General features: G+C 40.3%; 19 protein-coding genes. All 19 read left to right on the top strand.

Annotation, left to right across the window (positions count from 1 at the left end; genetic code table 11):
- The first annotated feature begins 2 nt into the window (after positions 1-2).
- Complete coding sequence (gene flgC / locus FPK91_RS07230; protein WP_144209992.1) at positions 3-419, top strand: flagellar basal body rod protein FlgC; 417 nt, start codon at positions 3-5, stop codon at positions 417-419.
- 24 nt (positions 420-443) lie between these two features.
- Positions 444-1,214 (top strand): flagellar hook assembly protein FlgD, encoded by a 771-nt coding sequence (gene flgD / locus FPK91_RS07225; protein ID WP_144209990.1) that lies wholly within the window; start codon positions 444-446, stop codon positions 1,212-1,214.
- An 82-nt stretch (positions 1,215-1,296) separates the two neighbouring features.
- Positions 1,297-2,661 (top strand): flagellar hook protein FlgE, encoded by a 1,365-nt coding sequence (gene flgE / locus FPK91_RS07220; protein ID WP_144209988.1) that lies wholly within the window; start codon positions 1,297-1,299, stop codon positions 2,659-2,661.
- Between the two features lie 209 nt (positions 2,662-2,870).
- Positions 2,871-3,614 (top strand): flagellar basal-body rod protein FlgF, encoded by a 744-nt coding sequence (flgF, locus tag FPK91_RS07215; protein ID WP_144209986.1) that lies wholly within the window; start codon positions 2,871-2,873, stop codon positions 3,612-3,614.
- An 11-nt stretch (positions 3,615-3,625) separates the two neighbouring features.
- Positions 3,626-4,414: a flagellar basal-body rod protein FlgG gene (gene flgG, locus FPK91_RS07210; RefSeq protein ID WP_144209984.1), complete on the top strand. Its 789-nt coding sequence runs from the start codon at positions 3,626-3,628 to the stop codon at positions 4,412-4,414.
- Between the two features lie 24 nt (positions 4,415-4,438).
- Entirely contained in the window at positions 4,439-5,113 is a 675-nt protein-coding gene (gene flgH / locus FPK91_RS07205; RefSeq protein WP_144209983.1) for a flagellar basal body L-ring protein FlgH, read from the top strand.
- A 10-nt stretch (positions 5,114-5,123) separates the two neighbouring features.
- Positions 5,124-6,221, top strand: a complete 1,098-nt coding sequence (locus FPK91_RS07200; protein ID WP_144209981.1) for a flagellar basal body P-ring protein FlgI — start codon at positions 5,124-5,126, stop codon at positions 6,219-6,221.
- A gap of 17 nt (positions 6,222-6,238) precedes the next feature.
- On the top strand, positions 6,239-7,318 hold the full coding sequence (gene flgJ / locus FPK91_RS07195; RefSeq protein WP_144209979.1) for a flagellar assembly peptidoglycan hydrolase FlgJ: 1,080 nt from the start codon (positions 6,239-6,241) through the stop codon (positions 7,316-7,318).
- Positions 7,318-9,240, top strand: coding sequence for a flagellar hook-associated protein FlgK (gene flgK / locus FPK91_RS07190; RefSeq protein WP_144209977.1), 1,923 nt, complete (start codon positions 7,318-7,320; stop codon positions 9,238-9,240). Before flgJ ends, flgK begins: the two co-directional genes overlap by 1 nt.
- Before the next feature lie 11 nt (positions 9,241-9,251).
- The gene (gene flgL, locus FPK91_RS07185) at positions 9,252-10,454 is read left to right on the top strand and encodes a flagellar hook-associated protein FlgL (RefSeq protein ID WP_144209975.1); all 1,203 of its coding nucleotides are present in this window, start codon (positions 9,252-9,254) and stop codon (positions 10,452-10,454) included.
- A 137-nt stretch (positions 10,455-10,591) separates the two neighbouring features.
- On the top strand, positions 10,592-11,413 hold the full coding sequence (locus FPK91_RS07180; protein WP_144209972.1) for a flagellin N-terminal helical domain-containing protein: 822 nt from the start codon (positions 10,592-10,594) through the stop codon (positions 11,411-11,413).
- A 267-nt stretch (positions 11,414-11,680) separates the two neighbouring features.
- The gene (locus tag FPK91_RS07175) at positions 11,681-12,499 is read left to right on the top strand and encodes a flagellin N-terminal helical domain-containing protein (protein ID WP_144209970.1); all 819 of its coding nucleotides are present in this window, start codon (positions 11,681-11,683) and stop codon (positions 12,497-12,499) included.
- Between the two features lie 101 nt (positions 12,500-12,600).
- Positions 12,601-12,990 carry a flagellar protein FlaG gene (locus FPK91_RS07170; protein ID WP_227006710.1) on the top strand — a complete coding sequence of 130 codons (390 nt, stop codon included), beginning with the start codon at positions 12,601-12,603 and terminating at the stop codon, positions 12,988-12,990.
- 35 nt (positions 12,991-13,025) lie between these two features.
- Complete coding sequence (gene fliD / locus FPK91_RS07165) at positions 13,026-14,393, top strand: flagellar filament capping protein FliD (RefSeq protein WP_144209968.1); 1,368 nt, start codon at positions 13,026-13,028, stop codon at positions 14,391-14,393.
- Positions 14,394-14,408: 15 nt separating this feature from the next.
- Positions 14,409-14,723 carry a hypothetical protein gene (locus FPK91_RS07160; protein ID WP_144209966.1) on the top strand — a complete coding sequence of 105 codons (315 nt, stop codon included), beginning with the start codon at positions 14,409-14,411 and terminating at the stop codon, positions 14,721-14,723.
- Between the two features lie 12 nt (positions 14,724-14,735).
- A complete protein-coding gene (gene fliS, locus FPK91_RS07155; protein WP_144209964.1) occupies positions 14,736-15,140 on the top strand; it encodes a flagellar export chaperone FliS in 405 nt (134 codons plus the stop codon).
- 418 nt (positions 15,141-15,558) lie between these two features.
- Complete coding sequence (locus tag FPK91_RS07150; protein ID WP_144209962.1) at positions 15,559-16,989, top strand: sigma-54 dependent transcriptional regulator; 1,431 nt, start codon at positions 15,559-15,561, stop codon at positions 16,987-16,989.
- Positions 16,990-17,235: 246 nt separating this feature from the next.
- Positions 17,236-18,264: a sensor histidine kinase gene (locus FPK91_RS07145; protein ID WP_144214238.1), complete on the top strand. Its 1,029-nt coding sequence runs from the start codon at positions 17,236-17,238 to the stop codon at positions 18,262-18,264.
- Entirely contained in the window at positions 18,257-19,600 is a 1,344-nt protein-coding gene (locus FPK91_RS07140; protein ID WP_144209960.1) for a sigma-54-dependent transcriptional regulator, read from the top strand. The genes FPK91_RS07145 and FPK91_RS07140 overlap by 8 nt, the downstream gene beginning before the upstream one ends.
- The last annotated feature ends 113 nt before the right edge of the window (positions 19,601-19,713 follow it).

The raw sequence follows: 19,713 nt of genomic DNA, 5'->3' as shown, positions 1-19,713 counted from the left end.
TCATGAGTCTATTTAATATTTTCAATGTGTCTGGTTCAGGAATGTCTGCTCAATCAGTTCGCTTAAATACCACCGCCAGTAATATTGCTAACGCTAATTCAGTATCAAGTAGTGTCGGTGAGACATATAAAGCACGTCACCCTATTTTTGAAGCTGAAATGGCCAAAGCGAGTCATCAGCAAAATAGCTCTCATAGTGTCAGTGTTAAAGGTATTGTTGAAAGTGATGCGCCGCTACTAAAAGAATTTTCTCCTAATCACCCAATGGCTGACGGTGATGGGTTTATCTATAAGCCAAATGTAAATGTTATGGAAGAGATGGCTGATATGCTTTCCGCTTCTCAGTCATATCAAATGAATGTCCAAGTGGCTGATGCAGCTAAATCAATGCTGCAACAAACGCTTCGTATGGGTAAGTAATATGAATTTTGTTGGAGGTAACCTATGAGCCTCGTAAATCCTTATAGTCAGTCTTTACCGCAGAGTAAGTCGTCAACAGCGTCAAGTATAGCGACCAACTCTTCGACAACCGAGACAACAGGAAATACATTTTTAGACAGTGTAAAGCTGCAAGAAACAACGGAAGAAACGGGTGAAATTAAAAATAACGAATTAACCCAAGCCGATTTTTTTGCGTTATTGAGCCAACAGTTGTCGATGCAAGACCCATTTGAGCCTGTTGATAATGATCAAATGATTGCACAAATGGCATCCTTTTCGACGGTTGATGGTATTTCAAAGTTAAATCAAGAAATTCTTAACTTGAACAGTGTTATGAGTTCAAGTCAGGCACTACAAGCATCAGGTTTAGTGGGCCAGAAAGTGTTAATTCCATCTGATACCGGTCATATATCAGCTGAACACTCAGAAATAAAAGGGGTAGTGAGTACCCCATCGCCTGTCGATACTATTACTGTATCTGTAGAAGATGAAACTGGGCAGGTCATTACAACCTTTGAAGTTGATGGCTCAGCTGGTGGCAACATTGATGTGTCATGGGACGGGCTAGATAAGAATGGTGAACCTGTTGAAGAAGGGCTTTATTCATTTAAAGCCAACGGAAAAGTCGATGGTAAAGCGGAAGATTTAGCCGTTTCAACCTATGCCCATGTAACCAGCGTGTCACTTGGTAGTGTCGCAACAGGGGCGATTCTTAACCTTAGAGGCATTGGTGGCATTCAATTATCTGATGTACTTGCTGTTGCTGAAAGCTGATGTTAACTGCAAAAATAACTAAAAACTGTCAGAAAACTGTCAGTTAAAACATAACCGAATTTAGAGAGTATAGAGGTGATTTATGTCGTTTAATATAGCATTGAGTGGTATTGCTGCTGCTCAAAAAGATCTTAACACCACTGCAAATAACATTGCCAACGTTAACACTATCGGCTTTAAAGAATCCCGTGCAGAATTTGCCGATGTGTATGCTAATTCCATTTTTTCTAACAGCAAAACCGCTGTCGGTGGCGGTGCAACTACCACTCAGGTTGCCCAGCAGTTTCAACAAGGTAGCTTACAATTTACCAGTAACTCTTTAGATATGGCGATCAGTGGCGGTGGATTTTTCGTAACATCTGCTGAACAAGGAACGCAAGACCATGCCTTTACACGGGCAGGCGCGTTTAAAGTTAACTCTGAAAGTTATATGACAGATTCAGCGGGTAATTTTTTACAAGGCTTCCCAGTAGATGCCAGCGGTAATTCAACTTCAGTGAGCTTAACTACAACTCAACCGATTAAAATTCCAGATACTGCAGGTAGTCCTGTAATGACAGGTTCAGTTGGTTTTCAAATGAATTTAAATGTTGGTGAAACGGCATTAGACCCTGCGAACTTTGATCCAAATGATCCAGACACTTTTAATAACTCTACTTCAGTGACTATTTATGACTCTTTAGGTGAGTCACATATTATGACCACTTACTTTGTTAAACCTGAAGGGGGTTCATATACAGGTGAAAGTAACTGGGTGGCTTTTTATGCAGTAGATGGTGAACAGGTTGATATCGATTCAGCAACTGGTGGTTCTTATCAAACCGATACAACTGGCGATGGTTTACCTGACACTCCTCAGCAAGCTGAGAATGCATCTGGATGGAAAGGTTCAGTATTAAAATTTAACGATGCAGGTGCCTATACCGGTTCAGATCCTGCTGTTGTTTCAACAGTTGAACTTGGTGTTAATGGCGCGAATGTATTAGGTCCTGGTGCTGATGGTAGCCAAAAATTGGATATTGAATTCAATAATCCGACACAATATGCATCACCATTTGAAGTGACTGAACTTACACAAGACGGTACTACAGTTGGCCGTCTGACTAACGTAGGTGTTGGTGATGATGGTCTAGTTACTGCCAGTTACAGTAATGGTTCTACAGTCCCTTTAGCGCGAGTTGCTTTAGTACGCTTTGCTAATGAGCAAGGCTTAACACAAGTGGGTAATACTTCTTGGAAGGCCAGCTTAGATTCAGGTCCAGCATTAGCTGGTGAAGCTAATAGTGGTACGTTTGGTAGTATTCGCTCTTCGGCACTTGAGCAATCAAACGTAGACTTAACCACAGAATTGGTTGACTTGATTTCAGCACAGCGTAACTTCCAAGCTAACTCTCGAACGCTTGAAGTTAATAATACGTTGAACCAAACGATATTGCAGATCCGCTAATAATTTAGTCGCTAAACATTATCGTCAAAGAGTTGCCGCAACGGCAACTTTTTGCCATTTATCATCTATTGTCTTTTAGCTTTAATCTCTTTATCTTCCTGTTTTTACAATCCATTTAATTCATTTTCGTTGCTTAATTATACTTTGGCACACTGATTGCTTACTCTAAATATATCTTTTGTTATTAAGAAAGTTTGACGGAGCGGCAAATGGACAAATTACTTTATGTTGCCATGAGTGGAGCAAAGCAGAATATGAATGCTTTGGCCGTTCGTGCCAACAATTTAGCTAATGTTAATACTGATGGCTTCAGAGCTGATTTGGCCCAAGCACGCTCTATGCAAGCTTTTGGTGAAGGTTTACCTACACGTGTTTTCGCGATGACAGAAAGCCCTGGGCATAATTTTGACTCAGGCCCAATAAAAACCACTGGTCGTAATTTAGATATTGCGATTAAAGATAGTGGTTGGATTGCGGTTCAGGCTGAAGATGGTGGTGAGGCTTACACACGATCTGGGAGTTTAAACTTTGACAGTACTGGTTTACTCACCAACGCAAGAGGCAACCCAGTGATGGGAGAGACGGGGCCCATTGTTCTGCCTATACCAGTAGATAAAGTCCAAATTTCGCCTGAAGGTATTATTTCAGTTAGACCACAAGGCGCAACAGCTGATGTTATCGAAGAAGTCGCACGAATAAAGTTAGTTAATCCCAGTAATGCGAACATGATGCGTGGCGAAGACGGTTTATTTAGACTCACATCGGGACAAAATATTCCTAGTGATCCCAATGTACAAGTTGAAAGCGGTGCTTTGGAAGGCAGTAATGTCAATGCTGTGTCAGAAATGGTGGCGTTAATCGATATCCAGCGTCAATACGAAATGCAAGTGAAGATGATGAAGAATGCTGAAGAACTTGATCGTTCATCATCGTCTCTATTGAGAGTTAGTTAGGAGTAAATATTATGCATCCTGCTTTATGGATTAGTAAAACGGGTCTTGATGCCCAACAAACCGACATTGCTGTTATTTCTAACAACGTTGCCAACGCCAGTACAATTGGTTTTAAAAAGAGCCGAGCAGTGTTTGAAGATTTGTTATATCAAACAGTTAATCAGGCGGGTGGTATTAGTGCTGATAACACTAAATTGCCCAATGGATTAAACCTAGGTGCTGGTACTAAGGTTGTTGCAACACAAAAGATGTTTACCCAAGGCAACATGCTGACTACTGATAACTCTTTGGATTTGATGATTGAAGGGCCTGGATTCTTTGAAGTTGAGATGCCTGATGGTACAGCTGCTTATACCCGAAATGGTCAGTTCAGTTTAGATGAAAATGGTCAAATTGTGACCCCCGGCTCTGGTTATGTCATTCAGCCAGCGATTACCATTCCGGATGATGCAACATCCATTACCGTTTCTTCTGAAGGTGAAATTTCAGTCAAATTATCAGGTGCGACAGAAAGCACGGTTGTTGGCCAGCTAGCAATGAGCGATTTTATTAATCCGTCAGGATTAGATCCATTAGGGCAAAACCTTTATACCGAAACTGGAGCAAGTGGTACACCGATCCAAGGTACTGCTTCTTTAGATGGTTTAGGCGCTATTCGTCAAGGTGCGCTTGAAACATCAAATGTGAACGTGACAGAAGAGTTAGTAAACCTGATTCAAAGTCAGCGTAATTATGAAATGAATTCAAAAGTGATTTCAGCTGTCGATCAGATGATGTCATACGTTACGCAAAACTTATAACGCTTGATGCCTGGAGAAGAGATTATGAATAAATATATCATCTTAACATCAGCATTACTGTTGATGGGTTGTGGCTCTACTCAGCATAAACCGATACCTGATGATCCATTTTATGCACCGATATACCCTGAAGCGCCAGTGACAAAGGTGGTGTCTACGGGGTCAATTTATATGGATCAACAAGCATCAAGTTTGTACTCAGATATTCGAGCTCACAAGGTGGGTGACATTATTACCGTACTGTTAAATGAATCGACTCAAGCGACTAAAAGCGCTAATAACGAAATCAAGAAAGGCTCAGATTTAAGCGTTGACCCTGTTTATGCCGGTGGTGGCAATGTCACCATTAAAGGTATGCCAATTGATCTACGTTATTCAGACTCAATGAATACCAAACGTGAATCAGATGCCGACCAGTCTAACAGTTTAGATGGCAGTATTTCGGCCAACGTCATGCAGGTACTAAGTAACGGTAACCTTGTTATTCGCGGCGAAAAATGGATATCAATTAATAATGGTGATGAGTTTATCCGAGTCACTGGTATGGTGCGAAGCCAAGATATTACCCCTGATAATACCGTTGAATCGACACGTGTTGCTAATGCACGCATTCAATATAGCGGAACGGGCACTTTTGCCGATGCCCAAAAAGTGGGTTGGTTAAGCTCATTCTTTATGGGTGAATGGTGGCCTTTCTAAGGAGCATGCCATGAAAATTAAATCACTTATTTTATTGATTCTATCACTAGCTATAGTCACATTACCCGCACAAGCTCAGCGCATTAAAGATATCGCCAATATACAAGGCGTGCGTAGTAACCAGCTCATTGGTTATGGCTTAGTTGTGGGTCTACCAGGTACAGGTGAAAAAACTCGCTATACCGAACAAACCTTCAGAACCATGCTAAAAAACTTTGGTATTAACTTAGCTGATAATGTTAACCCGAAAACTAAAAACTCAGCAGTTGTAGCGGTTCATGCTGAAATGCCAGCCTTTATAAAGCCCGGTCAAAATATTGACATTACCGTATCAAGTATTGGTGAAGCTAAAAGCTTACGTGGTGGTACCCTTTTACAAACGTTCCTTAAAGGTGTTGATGGTAATGTTTATGCTATTGCTCAAGGTACACTTATCGTAAGTGGCTTTAGTGCTGAAGGCCAAGATGGCTCAAGGGTTATTCAAAATACACCGACGGTAGGTCGTATACCAAGTGGCGCAATGGTTGAACGCAGTGTTATGTCACCGTTTGCAACAGGGGATCATTTAACTTTCAACTTACGTCGCTCTGACTTTTCTACAGCCAAAAATATGGAACAAGCCATTAATGACTTATTAGGCCCAGGTATGGCAAGAGCATTAGATGCCACCTCAGTGCAAGTTAGCGCGCCCCGTGATGCCTCACAGCGGGTATCGTTTCTCGCCACGCTTGAGAATATCGAAGTCGAAATAGCCGATGAGTCAGCAAAAGTCATTGTTAACTCACGCACGGGGACTATTGTAGTGGGCCAAAATGTACGCTTGATGCCTGCAGCGGTAACCCATGGCGGATTAACTGTCACTATTGCAGAGGCAACTCAAGTCTCGCAGCCTAATGCGCTTGCTGGTGGTCAAACTGTTGTCACTACCGATAGTACAATTGATGTAATAGAAGATGATAGTCGCATGTTTTTGTTTGACCCCGGAACCACGCTAGATGAGCTAGTTAGAGCGGTTAACCTGGTTGGTGCAGCTCCTTCAGATGTACTTGCAATACTTGAAGCGTTAAAGATGGCAGGCGCTTTGCATGGTGAACTTATCATCATCTAAATATTGTCGGTATGACTATGGAAAAGCTGTCAAGTGCATCGAACTTTCTGGATCTAGGAGGACTAGACCAATTACGTTCTCAATCCCAGAAAGACGAGAAGGCAGCTTTGAAAGAAGTTGCCAAGCAGTTTGAAGGGATATTCATTCAAATGCTGATGAAAAGCATGCGTGATGCCAACGAAGCTTTTAAATCAGATAGTCCATTGAACAGCGAAACCACCGCATTTTTTGAAAATATGCGTGACCAACAAATGTCATTGAATCTATCAGATAAAGGCATGTTGGGAATTGCTGACATGATGGTGCAACAGCTTTCCCCTGAAGATTCCAACTATAAACCAGCTTCTGTTTTACGTGGCAATATTGACTCTAGGATTGGCCACCAGCTATTTGATGACAAATCAACGTCACTACCCCATGGCAGCATTAATCCGATAACGACCACAACAGCAGACAAGCCTGTCATTGATATCAACCAGTTGTCTACTAGCCATTCAGTTATTGATACACAAAAACTCGATCAACTTTTAGCTGGCCAAGCGGTTAATCCCGTTACTGCCAGTGGCAATGCATTGCCGCAATCGGTAGCTAAATCGCCTAATCAATTTGAAAGCCCACAACATTTTGTAACTGTGCTTTATCCCCATGCAGAAAAAGCAGCCAAAAAGTTAGGTACAACACCAGAAGTGTTATTGGCGCAATCTGCTTTAGAAACTGGTTGGGGTCAAAAAATTATTCGCCGCAATGATGGCACTGCGAGTAATAACTTATTCAATATTAAAGCCGATAAACGCTGGGATGGCGATAAAACCTCTGTCAGCACCTTGGAGTTTGAAAAAGGCGTTGCAGTAAAACAAAAAGCAGATTTTAGGATGTATGACAACATCGAACAGAGCTTTGATGATTTTGTGTCCTTTATCTCAAATGGTGAGCGTTACCAAGATGCCAAGAAAGTGGCCGCAGAACCGGCAAAATTCATTAATGCCTTACAAAAAGCTGGTTATGCAACCGATCCTCAATACGCAAATAAGGTATTGAAAGTCATGGAGTCAGTGACCAACGGACTCAAATCAGTATTACCTGGAGAGACTAACTAATGGCTATTGATTTATTAAACATTGCCCGTTCTGGTGTCCTAGCTGCTCAATCACAAATGGGCGTAACCAGTAACAATATTTCGAATGCCAATACTGTCGGTTATCACCGTCAAGTCGCTGAGCAATCAACGTTAGAATCCCAACAAATCGGTAATAGCTTTTACGGCCAAGGTACTTATGTTTCTGATGTGAAAAGGGTTTACAACGAGTACGCCGCAAGAGAACTTCGTATTGGTCAAACATCAATGAGTGGTGCAGAAACCCGCTATAGCAAAATGACCGAAATGGACCAGCTTTATTCACAAATAGGCTCTATGGTGCCTGGTAGGTTGAATGATTTTTTTGCGAGTATTAATAGTGTTTCTGATTTACCCTCAGACATAGGCTTGCGTAACAGTATGTTAGGTGCTGCAGAACAAGCGGCGACGAGTCTGAACCAAATGCAGTCCCATCTAGACTCTCAAATGAAACAAACTAATTCTCAAATTGGTGCAGTGGCAGATCGTATCAATGAGATTAGTTCAGAGTTAGCAAATATTAATTTAGAGCTAATGAAATCACCGGTTATGGATAGCCAGCTATTAGATAAACAAGACGCATTAATTTTAGAGCTAAGCGAATATTCTGAAGTTAATGTCATTCCTCTCGAAAATGGGGCTAAAAGCGTCATGTTGGGCGGTTCAGTTATGCTGGTCTCGGGTGAAGTGTCTATGCAAGTAGGCATAACCACAGGTGACCCTTACCCAAATGAACCTAGATTAACCACATCTAGTGGTAACAATACCTTAGTGATAGATGGTTCAAAATTAGGTGGCCAACTAGGGGAATTGTTTAAGTTTCGAGATGACACATTGGTTCCTGTTGCTCAAGAATTAGGTCAACTAGCATTGGGCATTGCTGATGCATTTAATGAAATGCAACAAAACGGCTTTGATTTAGATGGCAATATAGGCAGTAATATTTTTACAGATATTAATGATCCGAAGATGTCGTCAGGACGTGTTGGTGCATACGAAAACAATACTGGTACAGCCGCATTAAAAGTCAATATTGATGATGTTGGCCAGTTAACGGGGAATTCATACGAGTTGTCATTTACTGCGCCATCAACTTACGAATTAAAAGACACCCAAACCGGTAAAACTCAACCATTAACCCTCAACAATGGTCAGCTTGAAGGCGCCGATGGTTTTAGTATTCAAATTGACTCTGGTAGTTTTGCTGACGGGGACCGTTTTGAAATTAGACCTAATGCAGGGGCTGCAGCGGGTATTAGTGTTGACATGACCGATCCTAGAGGGATTGCAGCAGCGGGCTCAACCATAACCGCTGATGATGCTAATTCAGGCTACACCAGTGTCAAACTTAATGGCATTGATCGCAGTGTTAGTGGTTTCCCTGAAACAGGTAGTGAATTAACTGTTGAAGTCGACACTGCTAACAATACTTATCAGGTATATGACACTGATGGCAATACTGTCGGTGCTCCTACTGCGTTTACGCCACCACAAATAGATACCCCTTTTGGCTTTAGTTTTGAAGTAAATGATACCTCAGTTGCTGGTGTAACAGATCGCTATACCTTTGATTTATCATTTGCTGAAGGTGATAACAGTAATGCCATTGAAATGGCTAAATTATCTGATGCGAAACTCATGAACAATGGCTCATCGACTTTGGATGGTGTGTTTGAAGGCTCAAAATTGGATGTGGCCAGTAAAGCTAAAGCGGCAACAGTGAGTTTATCCTCAAACGAAGCGGTTTATCAGCAAGCTTATAATCGTGTGCAAAGTGAGTCTGGAGTGAATTTAGATGAAGAAGCGGCAAACTTAATGCGTTTTCAGCAAGCTTATCAAGCTTCTGCTCGAATAATGACAACTGCGCAGCAGATGTTTGACTCATTAATTAGCTCAGTTCGTTAGGAGATTAGGTTATGCGAATTTCAACTGCGCAAATGTTTCAGCAAAATACCCAAAGTTTAACTAAGGGTCAGTCGGCAACAAATAAAATATTAGAGCAGCTAGCCAGTGGCAAAAAAGTCAATACTGCTGGAGATGATCCGGTAGCCGCTATTGGTATTGATAATTTAAAACAAAAAAATACTCTGGTTGATCAATATGTCAAAAATATTGACTATGCGAAAAATAGATTAGGTGTTACCGAATCTAAAATTGGTAGCACTGAAACCCTGATTGATAGCATGCGTCAACAGTTACAAAAAGGCGCAAACGGCAGTTTATCGCAAAGCGAGCGGCAAATGGTTGCCGATGAAATGAGAACGAGCTTAGATGAGTTGTTATCAATCGCGAATGCTAAAGATGAATCAGGTAATTATCTGTTTTCTGGCACCAAAACAAATACGCCACCATTTGCATTCAATAATAATGGTGAAATTGTTTATAGCGGCGACTCTGGAGTGAGACAAAGTATTGTCGCTTCAGGGGTAACAGTTGGGACTAATGTCCCTGGTGATAGCATCTTTATGAATGCACCTAACCCTTTAGGTGATTATGGCGTCAATTATTTGCCGTCGCAACAAGGTGACTTTTTAGTTGATAGTGCCAGCATAGTCGATCCGTCAACCTATGTTGAGGATACTTATACTTTTAATTTTGTTGCCAATGGTTCTGATGTCGATCTTAACATTTTAGACTCTAATGGCGCTGTTGTATCTACAGTTCCAAATTTTGACCCGAGCACACCAGTTTCGTTTAATGGCATTGAAGTTCAGCTCTCTGGAGAGCCTGTTGCGGGCGATAGTTTTACCATGGAGCCTCAAGCTACGGTGAGTATCCTTGATGAGCTTAATAGCGCCATTGCTTTGTTAGAAGATCCGGATTTGGCAGATACACCAGAAGGAAACTCAAAGTTGGCACAACTATTGAATAGTATTGATAGTGGTCAAAAACAAGTCAGTGTTGGAAGAAGTGTCGCTGGTAACAGTTTAAAAGGTTTAGAAAGCATTGAGACTAATCATGCTGAAGAAAAAATTGTAAATGGTAGCGCACTGTCCATGTTAGAAGATTTGGATTATGCCGCCGCAATTACAGAGTTTGAAAAGCAGCAACTAGCACTTAATGCAGTATCGAGTGTTTTTGCAAAAGTAGGGTCAATTTCACTATTTGACTACATCTAGTTTGACTACGTCTAGTTTGAATACATCAAAAGAGATGTATTGAGCAAGATCGAGTGAATAAAGAATTAATCGTTAAATTGTAATATTTAGCCAAGCTCCAAAGTCTTGGCAACAAAACTAAGAATGAGGATTTATATATGGCTATTACAGTAAATACCAACGTAACGTCAATGAAAGCGCAAAAAAACTTAAATAGTTCAACTCAGGGGCTTTCAACCTCGATGGAGCGTTTATCATCTGGTCTACGTATTAATAGTGCGAAAGACGATGCTGCAGGTCTTGCAATCTCTAATCGCTTGAACTCACAAGTTCGCGGCTTAGAAGTTGGTATGCGAAATGCTAACGATGCAATATCGATTGCTCAAATTGCTGAAGGTGCGATGCAAGAGCAAACTAATATGTTGCAACGTATGCGTGACTTAACTATTCAATCTGAAAATGGTGCAAACAGTACGCAAGATTTATTATCGATTAAAGCTGAGATGGATGAGCTAGCATTAGAAATAACTGAAATCGGTAACAATACTGCTTTTGGTGATACGAAATTAATGGATGGTGGTTTTTCTGCTGGTAAGACTTTCCAGGTAGGCCATCAGGCCGGTGAAAGTATTTCAATTAGCGTAAATAAAATTGACTCATCAAGTTTGGCTGTTGGTGCTCTTACGAATGCGACTTCAGCTGGAAGAAGCGCATCTTTAACAAATATTGATGCAGCGATTAAAACAATTGACGGACAACGTGCTGATTTAGGTGCAAAGCAGAACCGTCTAGCCCATAACATTGCTAATAGCGCGAATACCCAAGCTAACGTAGCTGATGCTAAGAGTCGTATTGTGGATGTGGATTTCGCCAAAGAAACAGCTGAAATGACCAAGAACCAAGTTCTGCAACAAACAGGTAGTTCGATGCTTGCGCAAGCAAATCAGTTACCTCAAGTTGCGTTATCTCTACTGGGATAAGTTATTGGCTCTTTAGTTTTACTCTTTAAAATCCATCATAATTTTTTATGATGGATTTTTTTTGCTTGAAATTTAATTTTTCTATTGTGAAAATTACCCGCTATATCTAGGGTTTAGCGCGTTATTATTCATAAAAATTCAAATTGTTTAAAAAAAAAGCTAAAGAATAAAAACATGCTGCCGTTACAGTATTTGTAACCCAATAGACCCGCCTGGCGACACTAGACAGGCAATGTTTTAAAGCCAGGTATAAAGAGGAATCAAATTATGGCTATTACAGTAAATACAAACGTAACGTCAATGAAAGCACAAAAGAACCTTAACTCGTCAACAAATGGTCTTGCTACCTCAATGGAGCGTTTGTCTTCAGGTTTACGTATTAATAGTGCAAAAGATGATGCTGCTGGTTTAGCAATTTCAAACCGTTTGAATTCTCAGGTTAGAGGTTTGGAAGTTGGTATGCGTAATGCTAACGATGCCATTTCAATTGCACAAATCTCTGAAGGTGCAATGCAAGAGCAAACAAACATGCTTCAGCGTATGCGTGACCTAACGGTACAATCAGAAAACGGTGCAAACAGCACAGCAGATTTAACAGCAATTAAATCTGAAATGGACGAATTAGCTCTAGAAATTACAGAAATCGGCAATAACACCGCTTTTGGTGATACCAAATTAATGGATGGTGGATTCTCTGGCGGTAAAAACTTCCAGGTAGGTCATCAGGCTGGCGAAAATATTACTATCAGTGTTAAGAAAACTGATGCTAGCTCATTGGCTGTCGGCGCTTTGACTAATGCGACATCAGCAGGTCGTTCAGCCTCTTTAACTGCAATCGATGCAGCTATCACTTCTATTGATACTCAACGTGCTGATTTAGGTGCAAAACAAAACCGCTTAGCACACAACATTGCTAACAGTGCAAATACTCAGGCGAACGTTGCAGATGCTAAGAGCCGTATTGTTGATGTCGATTTCGCGAAAGAAACGGCTGAAATGACCAAGAACCAAGTTCTACAGCAAACAGGTTCTTCTATGTTGGCTCAAGCGAACCAACTGCCGCAAATAGCATTATCTCTTCTTTAATCGAAAAGTAAGCTAAAGTTCGATTAAAAACGATTTAAAGAAGGGAGATTCTACTAGAATCTCCCTTTTTTTAATCAAATTGTTTTTTCTGGGGGTATAATATGACTATGGAATTAAATGTTAATGGTCCTCAACAAGTTGTATCTGACTATATAGGAACTCAGCGATTAGCTGAAAATAACATTAAAGACAATGAAGACAAGTTTAAAGTGTCCGAATTGGCTAAGGCTGAATCGCTCACAGAAGAAACGGCAAAAGAAAAGCCCAAAGATGTTGAGGTTGCAGAACTCGTTGATGAACTCAATAGCATGGTATCACTGATGCGTAAAGGATTAGCCTTTAAAATTGATGATGAGTCGGGTAAGCAAATCGTCAATGTTCTCGATCTTGACTCTGGCGATATTATTCGTCAAATTCCAAATGAAGAAGCATTAGAATTATCGCAAAAATTAGCAGAAGTGGCTGGTTTTTTGCTTAAAACAGAAGCGTAAGTCAAAATTAGCTAGTAGCATTTTAGGAGCACATCATGGCATTAACAGCAACCGGTATTGGATCTGGATTAGATATTAACACTATTGTTGGTGTGTTAGTTGATGCCGAAAAGCTTCCTAAAGAAGCATTATTTGATAAAACGGAAGAAACCATTGAATCTAAAGTTTCTGGTATAGGTACTTTAAAAAGTAAGTTAGCCACGTTCCAAGATGCTTTAGAAAAATTAACTGATCCAGACTCTTTGAATATTAGAAATGTCTCAACGGGTGACAGCATTTATTTTGGTGCTACAGCTGACAAAACTGCGCAGACTGGCAACTATCAAATTCAAGTGGAGCAATTAGCTTCCTCGCATAAAATTGCAGGAACGAATGTTGCTGATGCAACGTCTGCTGTTGGTCAAGGTAGCCTCGATTTATCGGTAAATGGTGAAGCGTTTTCAGTTGATATAGAAGCAACCGATAGCCTTAAAGATATTGCAGATAAAATTAATAGCGCTGATGATAATTCAGGAATTACGGCCACCATTATTACAAGTGACGCTGGCAGTCGGTTGGTATTTAGTTCTGATGAAACTGGAACCGATAACGAAGTTTCTGTGGTTGCAAATGACACTGCAGGCTCTGGCTTAAATGATATGTTTGGTGCGGGTAATTTGACCACATTGAGTGATGCAAAAAATTCAATAGTCTACATTGATGGGCAAAAAGTGACTTCACAGTCTAATGAAGTTAAGGATGCCATTGTCGGAGTAACTTTATCACTGACCGAAGCTGATATGAGTAAGACATCTACATTAAAAATAGAACAAGATGATGAAAGCGTAAAAGACAATATTCAAGGTTTTGTTGATGCATACAACAGTTTAGTCGATTCCATTAGTAGTCTTTCGAAATATGATGTAGAAAATGAGGAAGCTGCCGCTTTACAAGGTGACTCAATGATACGCTCAATAGAGTCACAAATGCGCAGTGTTATTAGTACTCGAGTCGATGTCGATGGCAGTTCTACCGCACTTTATGATATTGGTATTGAAACGGACCGTTACGGAAAACTGTCAATTGATAGCACTAAGCTGGATAAAATCATTAGCGAAGATATGAATTTAGTTGAAGGTTTATTTGCTTCTCCTGATACCGGTATTGCTAATCGATTAGATACACTCGTTGAGAGCTATGTTGAGTCTGGAGGCTTAATTGATAGCCGCAACACCAGTTTAACGAAAGAGCAAAGCCGTTTAGATGATCAACGTGAATCATTTAGTTTGAAAATGGAGATGCTAGAAGCAAGATTGTTCAAACAATTTAATGCGATGGATTTAATTGTCGCACAAATGAATCAACAGAGTTCAGGTTTGGTGGATAGACTTAACTCTTTACCTGGCGTTGTTCCTCAATCATAAATTTAGGGTATTCCGTTGCTAGAAAATATTAATCAACGTGTCGATGATACGCTTAATGAACTAGAAAACTTACCTTCAGAAGATGAAAAGTCTGATGAGCTGGTATTAAAATTGCAGGAGTTGGTGCAGAAGCGTCAAATTTTACTTGATGATTTTAAAGATGACAATATTGAAGTGGTTCGAACTGTTTTGAATGAGCAATTATTGATTACTCAAGCTTTTGAAAAACGCGCCAGTAAAGTACTTTCACATATTCAATCTTTGCTTAATCTCAGAAAGAAAAATCAGCGCCAGATAAATCTATATCAATCCGTTGATGCAAATAAGTAAAAGGTGGTTCCTATGAGAGGATCAATAAAGTCTTATCGTAAAGTCTCTTTAGATAGTGAGATAGCAGTTGCTTCTCCGCACAGAATTATACAAATGATGTTTGATGGCGCATTACTGCGTTTAGCTCAAAGCCGCTATGCTATTGAGAATAATGATCTTGCAAGTAAAGGCATATTCATTAATAAAGCTATTGGGATCATTAATGGTTTAAATGGTAGCTTAAATATGGATGTTCAAGATTCCGTAGCAAGCAATTTAAGTGATTTATATGACTTTATGTTGCGTCGTGTATCTGAAGCCAACATGAATAATGATGTAGCCGCGATTGATGATGTCACTTCAATACTCAGGACCATCAAAGAAGGCTGGGATGCTATTCCAAAAGACATGCATCATATGACTTCTGAAGCCAGTTAAGGTGAGATGTAAAAATAGGCGCTTTTAGCGCCTTTTTTGTGTCTTATTTATGCCTAAGCACCAGCTATAAAATCATTTCGTTAATTTTGACTTAAAACTTGATTATAAAAACATCTATTAGTGCCATAAATCAATAGCATGCTACAATATTCTTATTCGGTACTTGATTCTCATGCGCCGATAATACAATATTTACTATTACACATTCGTTTAAACATTATTATGCATATGTCTATTTTTATAGCTAAAGTAATAGAAGCGTGTCTGTAAAATGGTATGTTAGTGTTTATATTATAAAATTGTCATTAGACTTTTATATATAGCCTGTAATAGTCACATTCACGTGGTGCTTTCGTTTTATCTCAAATAACGAGATAATATCGGTGAATGAATAATAACTCGAGCTCTGGCCTTCTTAATGATGCAAATTGAACAACGAATATTAATTGTTGCTGAACCTTCTGAGCGTGTGTCTCGTCTTTGTTGTATTTTTGATTTTTTAGATGAACAATATCATCTCATTACTACTGAGCAGCTCGCACCCTTAACCCGCGAGTCTCGTTACAGAGCTCTAGTGGTTGATATTGAATCAGCTTCAGTAGAGTTTATTAAAGACATCCAGTCTTCTATACCTTGGCAACCTGTATTGCTGTTGGGTGACAGTGCTGCCAAAGGTGTCAATATCTTAGGTTCAATTGAAGAACCCATCAATTACCCGCAATTAACGGAATTACTGCATTTTTGCCAAGTATATGGTCAGGCTAAACAACCACAAACCCAAACCAGTGCGAACCAAACAAAACTATTTAGAAGTTTAGTCGGGCGCAGTGAAGGCATTGCAAATGTCAGGCACTTAATCAGCCAGGTGGCCACTTCTGATGCCACTGCGTTGGTTTTAGGTCAGTCTGGAACGGGTAAAGAAGTCGTTGCCCGCAATATCCACTACATGTCTGAACGCAGAGATGGACCGTTTATTCCGGTAAACTGTGGCGCTATTCCACCGGAGTTACTCGAAAGTGAACTGTTTGGACATGAAAAAGGCTCTTTTACTGGCGCTATTTCAACACGAAAGGGGCGTTTTGAACTTGCTGAGGGCGGCACACTGTTTTTAGACGAAATTGGTGACATGCCCTTACAAATGCAAGTTAAGTTATTGCGTGTGCTTCAAGAGAAAATGTTTGAACGCGTTGGTGGCTCTAAAACTATCAGTACCGATGTTCGTGTGGTTGCGGCAACCCATCGTGATCTTGAACACATGATCACTGAAAACCTATTCCGTGAAGATCTTTATTATCGATTAAATGTGTTTCCAATAGAAATGCCTTCGTTGAGTGAACGCCGAGATGATGTGCCACTTTTACTGCAAGAGTTAGTGAGTCGTGTTTTTAATGAAGGTCGAGGTAAAGTGCGCTTTACTCAACGTGCCATTGAGTCACTTAAAGAACACAATTGGTCTGGCAATGTGCGTGAGTTATCTAATTTAGTTGAACGTCTTACTATTTTGTTCCCTGGTGGTTTAGTCGATGTAAATGATCTTCCTAGAAAGTATCGCTACATTGATGTGCCAGAATACTGCGTAGAAATCAGTGAAGAACAACAAGAGCGTGATGCTTTAGCGTCGATATTCAGTGATGAAGAGCCAATTGAGTTACCTGAGACGCGTTTTCCAAGTGAGCTTCCACCTGAAGGGGTTAATCTTAAGGATCTTTTAGCCGAGCTTGAGATTGATATGATACGTCAAGCGCTTGAACAGCAAGACAGTGTTGTGGCGAGAGCGGCTGAAATGTTAGGTATCCGTAGAACAACGTTAGTTGAAAAAATGCGTAAATATGGCATGAGTAAGGATTAATATCCTTTCAGCTAACTTTTTAATTTTAATAAAAAAGCATGTCATATAGGCATGCTTTTTTTGTTTCTGTGAACAGTAAACTTTAAACTGGCATATCAAATGCATTAGCACTATCAAAGTAATTATTTTGACGGAGTGAACATGTATTCAGCACAAAAAATAGCGATTCAGCAAGCATTCTCTGAAAGCTATAGTGAAGTGGCTGTGCCTGCCTATATCACTGATGAGGCTTCATCTGCTGAAAAGATGGAACATTCACTCCCGAAAAAGGCTGCTAATATGTCAAATCAAATGGCACATATTCTTCAGGCTATGCCATCTGGTGTTGTAATTCTTAATGGCGATGGTGTCGTCACATTGGCAAACCCAGTGGCGACAGAGTTATTAGGTCGTCCACTACAAGGTGCTAAATGGTTTGATATCATTAATCGCGCTTTCTCTCCGCAAGATGATGATGGACATGAAGTTTCATTAAAAGATGGTCGCAGAGTTAAACTCGCTATAACGCCGTTATCACCGGAGCCTGGCCAGCTGATTGTGTTAACTGATTTGACTGAAACGCGTTTGCTTCAAAAGAATTTATCTCATCTACAGCGCTTATCTGCATTGGGGAAAATGGTTGCAACACTGGCACATCAAGTTCGCACGCCACTGTCTGCCGCGATGCTTTATGCGTCAAACCTTGCGAGTCCTAAATTAAATGATGTGGCTAAAAAGCGTTTTCAGGGTAAGTTAGTGGATAGACTGAATGAACTAGAACGCCAAGTTAATGACATGCTGCTTATGGCTAGAAATAAGCAGGATGGTGCTGCTACAGCTGTCTCTACTGCAACTATAATAGATCCCGTACTGGCCAATTGTGAGCCAATAGCAGAAAGTAAACAGTGTACGTTACATTTTTTTGACCATACTGATAAAGAAATTCTCGCTAATTCTAATGCGCTCAGTTCTGCGATTAATAATTTAGTGATGAATAGCTTAGAGGCGAATGCTTCTGAAATTCGGATCATTACTGGTGCTGATGAAAAAGGTATTAATATTGATGTGATTGATAACGGTAAAGGGTTATCAGTAGATATGCAGCAACAGATCCTTGAGCCCTTTTTTACCACTAAAAGCCAGGGTACAGGATTAGGTTTAGCGGTTGTTCATACTGTGGTTAGAAATCATGGTGGGACATTACAAGTTTCATCACAACCAGATAAAGGTTGTTTAATACGGTTATCTTTTCCATTTATTTTAGAAGAAAAACAAGCAGAGGCATTTCATGAGTGAAGCTAAGTTATTGTTAGTTGAAGATGATGCGTCACTTCGCGAAGCTTTATTGGATACATTGATGTTGGCGCATTATGAATGCGTTGATGTAGCCTCAGCCGAAGAAGCGATCATTGCGATGAAAACCTCAGAGTTTGATATGGTCATCAGTGATGTTCAGATGGAAGGCATTGGTGGGCTAGGGTTATTAAATTATTTACAGCAGCATCAAAGTAAAATGCCAGTGCTATTAATGACCGCCTTTGCCACTATTGATAGTGCTGTCAGTGCGATTAAATTAGGTGCCGTTGATTATTTAGCCAAGCCATTTGCGCCAGAAGTATTATTGAATCAAGTCTCTCGTTATTTACCTTTAAAGCAGAACCTCGATCAACCCGTAGTGGCTGATGACAAAAGTTTGGCGCTACTGAACATTGCTAGACGCGTTGCCAGTTCTGATGCTTCGGTGATGATTATGGGACCTAGTGGCTCAGGCAAAGAAGTGCTTGCCCGATACATTCACCAAAATAGCCCACGAGCAACACAACCTTTTATTGCCATAAACTGTGCTGCGATCCCTGAAAATATGCTCGAAGCCACCTTATTTGGTTATGAAAAAGGCGCTTTTACCGGCGCATATCAAGCCTGTCCTGGAAAATTTGAGCAAGCTCAAGGTGGCACGATTTTGCTGGATGAAATTTCAGAAATGGAATTGAGTCTGCAGGCAAAATTATTACGGGTACTGCAAGAGCGCGAAGTTGAACGTTTAGGTGGACGAAAAACCATTTCACTGGATGTGAGAGTGTTGGCAACTTCCAACCGTGACCTTAAATCTATGGCTATGTCAGGGGCATTTAGGGAAGACTTATATTACCGAATTAATGTGTTCCCATTAACTTGGCCTGCATTAAATCAACGACCTGCGGATATCTTACCGTTAGCGCGGCATTTACTGGTTAAGCATGCCAAAGCATTTAATATAGCACCTGTTCCAGCATTTGATGAAGCCGCTTGCCGACGTCTATTAGCTTATCGCTGGCCTGGTAATGTACGTGAGCTAGACAATGTAATTCAACGGGCATTAATTCTTAATAATAATGAGTTTATTTGTCCTGGGGATATCATTCTTGATTCACAAGATATTAATTTGCAAGTTGAAGAGCAACCGGCACAAGCTGCTGATAACGATGGTCTTGGTGGAGAGCTGCAGGCGCAAGAACATGTCATCATTTTGGAAACCTTAAACCAATGTAACGGCAGTCGTAAAGACGTCGCTGAAAAGTTGGGGATCAGTGCTAGAACCCTTCGTTATAAAATGGCTAAAATGCGAGATTTAGGAATTCAAGTTCCCGCATAGAATATTATTATTGCCACTAAAAAGAACATAGAGCTGCTATAAGTTATTCTAGCGGTTCTTTTTTGGCTATTTATTCCTCACTCAACTCACTTTAGACTTCATTTCTCGCACTT

The sequence above is a fragment of the Shewanella donghaensis genome, assembly GCF_007567505.1.
In the GTDB taxonomy this organism is placed as follows: domain Bacteria; phylum Pseudomonadota; class Gammaproteobacteria; order Enterobacterales; family Shewanellaceae; genus Shewanella; species Shewanella donghaensis.
The sequence above is the reverse complement of the archived record's forward strand: the minus strand, read 5'-3'. Positions and strand labels throughout refer to the sequence as shown.